The organism is Stenotrophomonas sp. S49 (assembly GCF_016624905.1).
Lineage (GTDB): Bacteria > Pseudomonadota > Gammaproteobacteria > Xanthomonadales > Xanthomonadaceae > Stenotrophomonas.
In genome coordinates this window covers 1-6,252 of sequence record NZ_JACVUD010000145.1, presented here as the reverse complement: position 1 = coordinate 6,252, position 6,252 = coordinate 1, and the positions used below count along the sequence as shown (strand labels likewise).

At 68.1% G+C, this 6,252-nt stretch carries 6 protein-coding genes; 3 read left to right on the top strand and 3 right to left on the bottom strand.

Going from position 1 to position 6,252, the window contains the following annotated elements:
* The first annotated feature begins 167 nt into the window (after window positions 1–167).
* Window positions 168–1,667 carry a glycerol kinase GlpK gene (gene glpK, locus IAE58_RS19435; RefSeq protein WP_108754246.1) on the top strand — a complete coding sequence of 500 codons (1,500 nt, stop codon included), beginning with the start codon at window positions 168–170 and terminating at the stop codon, window positions 1,665–1,667.
* A gap of 69 nt (window positions 1,668–1,736) precedes the next feature.
* Here glpK and IAE58_RS19430 read toward each other — a convergent pair whose 3' ends face one another.
* Window positions 1,737–2,531, bottom strand: coding sequence for a MetQ/NlpA family ABC transporter substrate-binding protein (locus IAE58_RS19430; protein WP_199934737.1), 795 nt, complete (start codon window positions 2,529–2,531; stop codon window positions 1,737–1,739).
* A gap of 28 nt (window positions 2,532–2,559) precedes the next feature.
* The gene (locus IAE58_RS19425; RefSeq protein ID WP_108750356.1) at window positions 2,560–3,531 is read right to left on the bottom strand and encodes a YafY family protein; all 972 of its coding nucleotides are present in this window, start codon (window positions 3,529–3,531) and stop codon (window positions 2,560–2,562) included.
* Window positions 3,532–3,612: 81 nt separating this feature from the next.
* Between IAE58_RS19425 and IAE58_RS19420 the strand changes: the two genes are divergently transcribed.
* Together IAE58_RS19420 and IAE58_RS19415 are read left to right on the top strand one after the other, a co-directional pair.
* A complete protein-coding gene (locus IAE58_RS19420; RefSeq protein ID WP_199934736.1) occupies window positions 3,613–4,212 on the top strand; it encodes a hypothetical protein in 600 nt (199 codons plus the stop codon).
* A 107-nt stretch (window positions 4,213–4,319) separates the two neighbouring features.
* Window positions 4,320–5,096: a DUF481 domain-containing protein gene (locus tag IAE58_RS19415; RefSeq protein WP_199934735.1), complete on the top strand. Its 777-nt coding sequence runs from the start codon at window positions 4,320–4,322 to the stop codon at window positions 5,094–5,096.
* Window positions 5,097–5,181: 85 nt separating this feature from the next.
* On the opposite strand, the gene hemC is transcribed toward IAE58_RS19415, so the two are convergent.
* Window positions 5,182–6,093 (bottom strand): hydroxymethylbilane synthase, encoded by a 912-nt coding sequence (hemC, locus tag IAE58_RS19410; RefSeq protein ID WP_199934734.1) that lies wholly within the window; start codon window positions 6,091–6,093, stop codon window positions 5,182–5,184.
* Window positions 6,094–6,252 lie beyond the last annotated feature (159 nt).

The following is a 6,252-nucleotide window of genomic DNA, read 5'->3' as shown; positions in this document are numbered from 1 at the left end:
CCGGGCGCCCGCCCCGCCCCCCCACCACCCCCCCCCCCCCCCCCCCCGACTCTACGGCTCCGCGGCAATCCCACGCCACGCCGTCGATTCGATTCCCCGGCAATCCCGCACACCGCCCCTTCCATCGCGATGCCGTAGGATTTCCCCATCGCCACCGGAGACGCTCCATGACGCCCCGCTACGTGCTGGCCATCGACCAGGGCACCACCAGTTCACGCGCCATCCTGTTCGATCACGCCGGCGATATCGTCGGCAGCGCGCAGCGCGAATTCGCGCAGATCTTTCCGCAGCCCGGCTGGGTCGAACATGACCCGCGCGAGATCCTCACCAGCGTCTATGCCACGCTGACCGAACTGCTCAGCCGCGAACAGATCGATCCGCGCCAGATCGCTGCGCTGGGCATCACCAACCAGCGCGAGACCACCGTGGTGTGGGACCGCGCCACCGGCCAGCCGATCCACAACGCCATTGTCTGGCAGTCGCGGCAAAGCCAGGCCATCTGCGAGCGCCTGCGCGCGGACGGCCACGAAGCGCTGGTGCGCGAGCGCACCGGGCTGCTGATCGACGCCTATTTTTCGGCCACCAAGGTGCGCTGGATCCTGGACCATGTGCCCGGTGCGCAGCAGCGCGCCGAGCGCGGCGAACTGCTGTTCGGCACCATCGACAGCTGGCTGGTGTGGAACCTGAGCGGGGGTCAGGCCCACGTGACCGACTACAGCAATGCCGCGCGCACGCTGCTGTTCAACATCCACACGCTGGACTGGGACGACGACCTGCTGGCACTGCTGGACATCCCGCGTGCCATGCTGCCGCAGGTGCGCGATTCCAGTGCGGTTTACGCGCATACGCGGCCGCAGTTCTTCTTCGACCACCCCATTCCCATTGCCGGCATCGCCGGCGACCAGCAGGCCGCGCTGTTCGGCCAGGCCTGCTTCAGCCCGGGCCGGGTGAAGAACACCTATGGCACCGGCTGCTTCATGTTGATGCACACCGGTGACCAGGCCGTGCGTTCACGCAACGGCCTGCTGACCACCATCGCGTGGGGCCTGCACGGCAAGGTGGAATACGCCCTGGAGGGCTCGATCTTCGTGGCCGGTTCGGTGGTGCAGTGGCTGCGCGACGGCCTGCGCATGATCGACCATGCCAGCCAGAGCCAGGCGCTGGCTGCGCAGGTGCCCGACAGTGGCGGCGTGTACCTGGTGCCGGCCTTCGTGGGCCTGGGCGCGCCCTATTGGCGCAGTGACGTGCGCGGGGCGATGTTCGGCCTGTCGCGTGGCACCAGCAAGGCGCATTTCGCACGGGCCGCGCTGGAGGCCATGGCCTACCAGACCCGCGACGTGCTGGATGCCATGCAGTCCGACGCCGGCATCGCGCTGAGCGAGCTGCGCGCCGATGGCGGCGCGATCGCCAATGATTTCCTGGCCGGGTTCCAGGCCGACATCCTGGGCGTGCCGTTGCTGCGGCCGCGGTTGACCGAAACCACCGCGCTGGGCGCGGCCTATCTAGCCGGGCTGGCGGTGGGCTTCTGGGAAAGCCGCGAGCAGATTGCCGCGCAGTGGGGCCTGGACCGGCGGTTCGAGCCGCAGATGGAGGCGGCCCGCCGGGAAAAACTGTACGCCGGCTGGCAGCAGGCCGTGGCCGCAACCCTGGCCTTCCACGTCGATTGAGATAGGTAGCGCCGAGCCATGCCCGGCGAATCCCGGATACGCCGGGCATGGCCCGGCGCTACCCCAACATCAGAACGCCGGCAGCACCGAGCCCTTGTACTTGGTTTCAATGAAGGTCTTCACCTGCGGGCTGGTGAGCGCCTTGGCCAGCTTCTGCACGCGCGCATCGTCCTTGTTGTCCGGGCGCGCCACCAGGAAGTTCACGTAAGGCGAATCCTTGCTCTCGATCGCCAGCGCATCCTGGGTCGGGTTCAGGCCGGCATCCAGCGCGTAGTTGGTGTTGATCAGGGCCAGGTCCACCTGGTTCAGCACGCGCGGCAGCATCGCCGAATCCAGCTCGCGGAACTTCAACTTCTTCGGGTTGGACACGATGTCGCGCTGGGTGGAAAGCGCGTTGGTCGGGTCCTTCAGCTCGATCACCCCGGCCTTGTGCAGCAGGATCAGCGCGCGGCTGTTGTTGCTGGGATCGTTGGGAATGACCACGTCGGCACCTTCGCGCAGCTCGGCCAGCGACTTCACCTTGCGCGAGTACGCACCGAAGGGCTCGATGTGCACGCCGATCACCTTGGTCAGGTCGGTCTTGCGATCACGGTTGTAGGCATCCAGGTACGGCTCGGTCTGGAAGTAATTGGCGTCCACCTGCTTCTGCACCAGCTGGTCGTTGGGCTGCACGTAGTCGTTGAACACGCGCACGTCCAGTTCCACGCCTTCCTGCTTCAGGATCGGCTTGACCACCTCCAGGATCTCCGCGTGCGGCACCGCCGTGGCGGCCACCACCAGTTTCTGCGAGGGCTCACCGGACTTGCCGCAGGCGGTCAGGGCCAGCGCAGCGGCGAACAAGGGCAGCAACAGGGTCTTCTTCATGGGTGCAGGGGGTCTCTCGGGGGGAGGGTCAGGATTTTTCGTAGTTGCTCAGGGCCAGGTCAAGCAGCGCCTTGGCCTGCTCGCGCAGCATCACCGGTTCAACGATCTCGGCGTCGGAGCCGTAGTGCAGCACGTCCATCAGCAGTTCGCGCGAGACACTGTAGGGCACTTTCAGTTCATAGCGGCCATCGGGCAGGAAACGCCCCTGCTGCTTGGAATGCCAGTGCTCATCGGCCACCCAGCGTGCCGCCTTGGCGCTGAACAGGATGGTCGCCCAGCCCTTGGGCGCGCCGGAGAAGATGCCGTAGCTGGCGCCCAGCTGCTCGTCCAGTTCGGTGTCGGCCACGTCCCTGGCGCCCTCGTCCACCACCCGCGCCTTGTACACGCGATCGACGGCGAAACTGCGCAGGGCTTCGCGGTCATGGTCCCAGGCATCCAGGTACCAGTTGTCGCGGTAGTGGGTCAGGCGCTGTGGTGACACCGTGCGCCGGGTCGGCTCGTCGGTGGAACGGGCGCGGTATTCAAATGCCAGCTGCTTGCGCTCCAGCACCGCCGACGCCACGGTGCGGAAGCTGGCTTCGTCGAACTTGCGGCCGCGGTGCGGAATGACCCGCACCCGGTCCACCGGCCAACTGGACACGCCGGCCTGGGCCGCCAGCAGGCCCTCGATACGCTGCTGCAGCGGCGCCAGCACCGACGACAGCACGCCGCCGCCGGTGCGCGCCAGCAGGTGCTGCGATGCCAGCAGGGCATGCAGTTCTTCCGAGCTGAGCCACAGACCCGGCAGCTCGAAACGATCGCTTTCATCGGCCTGGTAGCGGAAGCCGGCCTCGCCATCGCCCTCGATCGGCGCCATCAGCGCATCGCGCAGGAAGGCCAGGTCGCGGTAGACGGTGGCGCGGGAACAGGCAAGCTTGTCCTGCAGCGTCGCCACCGTCACCGGGTAGCGAGCGGACTTGAGCAGACGATGCAGGGCGGTGATGCGTTCGTATCGGTCCATACCCCCGATTATGTCCGAGTCGCGGGCGTTGTGTGGGGGCTTTGGGCTATCGTGGGCGCCCCCACCCCATGGACATGCCCGATGCGCCGGTTGCCCGCCCTGCCCCTGCTGGCCTGCCTGCTGCTGGCCGGCTGCGATCGCACCCCCGCGCCGGCCACGGCGGCCACGCCGGTGCCCGCTGCCGATGCGGCCCAGGCGGTGCTGGCCGCGAGCCAGCGCTTTGCCGCCCTGCGCAGCTTCCACGCCGAGCTGGACGTGCGCGGCGGCCCGCGCCCGGTGCGCAGCGCGATGGACTTCGTGGCACCGGACCGCTTCCGGGTGGAAACCCCGGCCGGGGCGCAGATCATCATCGGCGACACGCTGTTCCTGCAGGCCGAAGGCGCGATCCGCCAGGTGCCGCTGCCGGCGGGCGCCCTGGAAAAATGGCGCAGCCCGGTGCCGGCCGACGCCGACCCGGCGGCCCTGCAGGTGGAAGACCTGGGCCAGCAATCGCTGGACGGCGTGGCCACGCGCCACTACCGGCTGCGCAGCGGCCCCGGCGAACACCTGGATTACTGGGTGGACGACCAGGGCCTGCCGCGGCAGATCATGCGCAGCGGCACCGCCCAGGATGGGCCCTACCAGCTGCGGCTGCGCTATTCGCGCTTCAACGACCCTGCGCTGCGCGTCGATCTGCCCTGAATGGGGCAGTGGCGGCAACGCCTGCTGAAGCGCGCGCCGCGATGGGTCGGCCTGTCATCGACCATCCAGTATCATCACCGGTTGTTAACCGCTTCGGAGAAGCCTTGATGTCCCTGCGTTTGTCCCTGCTGGTCCCCCTGCTGCTGTGCGCGCCACTGGCCTACGCGCAGGACGCATCCGAACTGGCGGCGATGACCTCGCCATGGAGTGGCAGCGGCGGCGAGCTGGGCTTCGCGTCGGCGCGCGGCAACAGCAGCACCGAAAGCTTCAACGGCAGCCTGCGCCTGCGCTACACCGACGATGACTGGGTGCACACCATGGATCTGTTCGGCCTGCGCTCCAGTTCCAAGGTGACCGAAACCAACGACGACGGCACCACCACGCGCCGCACCAACACCACGGCCAACCGTTACACCGGCAGCGCCGGCAGCGCGCTGCAGCTGGGCGAGCACCGCCAGCTGTCGGCCAAGGTGCGTTTCGAGCGCGATGACTTCGCCACCTACGACCGCCGCAGCTCGTTCGGCCTGGGCTACGGTACCCGCCTGTGGAACACCGAGCGCTTCTACTTCGACGCGCTGATCGGCCCCGGTGTCAGCCGCACCCACAGCACCGAAGACGACCGCACCCGTACCGGCCTGATCGGCCAGGGCCAGTTCGAGCTGAAGTACTCGCTGACCGACAACACCGACCTGATCAACAACCTGCTGGTGGAATCGGGCTCGTACAACACCTTCGGCCAGAACGACTTCGGCGTGTCGGTGAGCATGAACGAACACCTGGCGCTGAAGGCCGGCTGGCAGGCGCGTTACAACAGCGACGTGGCCGACGACAAGCGCAAGACCGATACGCTGACCACGATGAACGTGGTCTACAAGTTCAAATAAGAAACGGTTTTGTAGAGTCGAGCCATGCTCGACTGCTTGGCCAACAGCAGTCGAGCAAGCTCGACGCTACGGAATCCCGGTCCGGTCAGACGTTCAGTAGTTCGCCGGCGCCGGCATCGAGCAGCATCTTCGCCACCTGCTGGCCCAGCGTGTCCGGATCGCTGCCCGGCCCGACCGCTTCGGCGCGCACCGCGCGGCCGTCGCTGGCACTGCCCACCAGGCCCTGCAGGTGCAGATCATCGCCCTGCCATTGGGCGATGGCCGCCACCGGCACATGGCAGCTGCCATGCAGCGCGCGGTTCATCGCCCGCTCGGCTTCCACGCAGGCACGCGTGGCCGCGTCATCCAGGCCGGCAAACAAGGCCATCAGGCGTGCATTGCCGCCATCGCACTCCACCGCCACCGCGCCCTGCGCCGGCGCCGGCAGCCACTGCGGCGGCTGCAGGCGCGCCACGATGCGGTTGCCCAGCCCCAGGCGCTCCAGACCGGCCACCGCCAGCACGATGGCGTCGTAGCCGCCGTTGTCCAGCTTGGCCAGGCGTGTGTTCACGTTGCCGCGCAGATCCAGCAGCTGCAGGTCGGGCCGCAGTGCGCGCAACTGGGCCTGGCGGCGCAGCGAGGACGTACCCACGCGGGCACCGATCGGCAGCGCATCCAGCGAGGCATAGAGGTTGGAGACGAAGCCATCGGCCGGGTCGTGCCGGGTCAGCATGGCCGGCAGCGCGAAGGGCGCATCCAGTTCCATCGGCACATCCTTCAGCGAATGCACCGCGCAATCGGCCTCACCGCGCAGCATGGCCAGCTCCAGCTCCTTCAGGAACAGGCCCTTGCCGCCGATGGCGGCCAGTGAGCGATCCAGCACCTCATCGCCGCGGGTGCTCATGGGCACCAGTTCCACGTGCAGGCCCGGGTGGACCTGGCGCAGGCGGTCGGCGACGTGTTCGCTCTGCCAGAGGGCGAGCGGGCTCTTGCGGGTGGCGATGCGGACGGTTTCCATCGGTGCATTATCGCGCCTCCGGCGCGGATACGGCCAACGGCGGAGCCCCTCGTGGCGGGTGCGGTGGGCTGGATCTATCGCGCTTGGCCGCGGCGGTGGGGTCAGGCGGGGACGCCGTTAACCCATCCATGGGGGCTTGGCCGCGGCATCCATGCCGCG

Excerpts from the sequence above, each read along its gene's own strand:
- IAE58_RS19420 (WP_199934736.1), top strand. The coding sequence starts at position 3,613 with ATGCGCCGGTTGCCCGCCCTGCCCCTGCTGGCCTGCCTGCTGCTGGCC.
- glpK (WP_108754246.1), top strand. The coding sequence starts at position 168 with ATGACGCCCCGCTACGTGCTGGCCATCGACCAGGGCACCACCAGTTCA.
- IAE58_RS19425 (WP_108750356.1), bottom strand. The coding sequence starts at position 3,531 with ATGGACCGATACGAACGCATCACCGCCCTGCATCGTCTGCTCAAGTCC.
- hemC (WP_199934734.1), bottom strand. The coding sequence starts at position 6,093 with ATGGAAACCGTCCGCATCGCCACCCGCAAGAGCCCGCTCGCCCTCTGG.
- IAE58_RS19430 (WP_199934737.1), bottom strand. The coding sequence starts at position 2,531 with ATGAAGAAGACCCTGTTGCTGCCCTTGTTCGCCGCTGCGCTGGCCCTG.
- IAE58_RS19415 (WP_199934735.1), top strand. The coding sequence starts at position 4,320 with ATGTCCCTGCGTTTGTCCCTGCTGGTCCCCCTGCTGCTGTGCGCGCCA.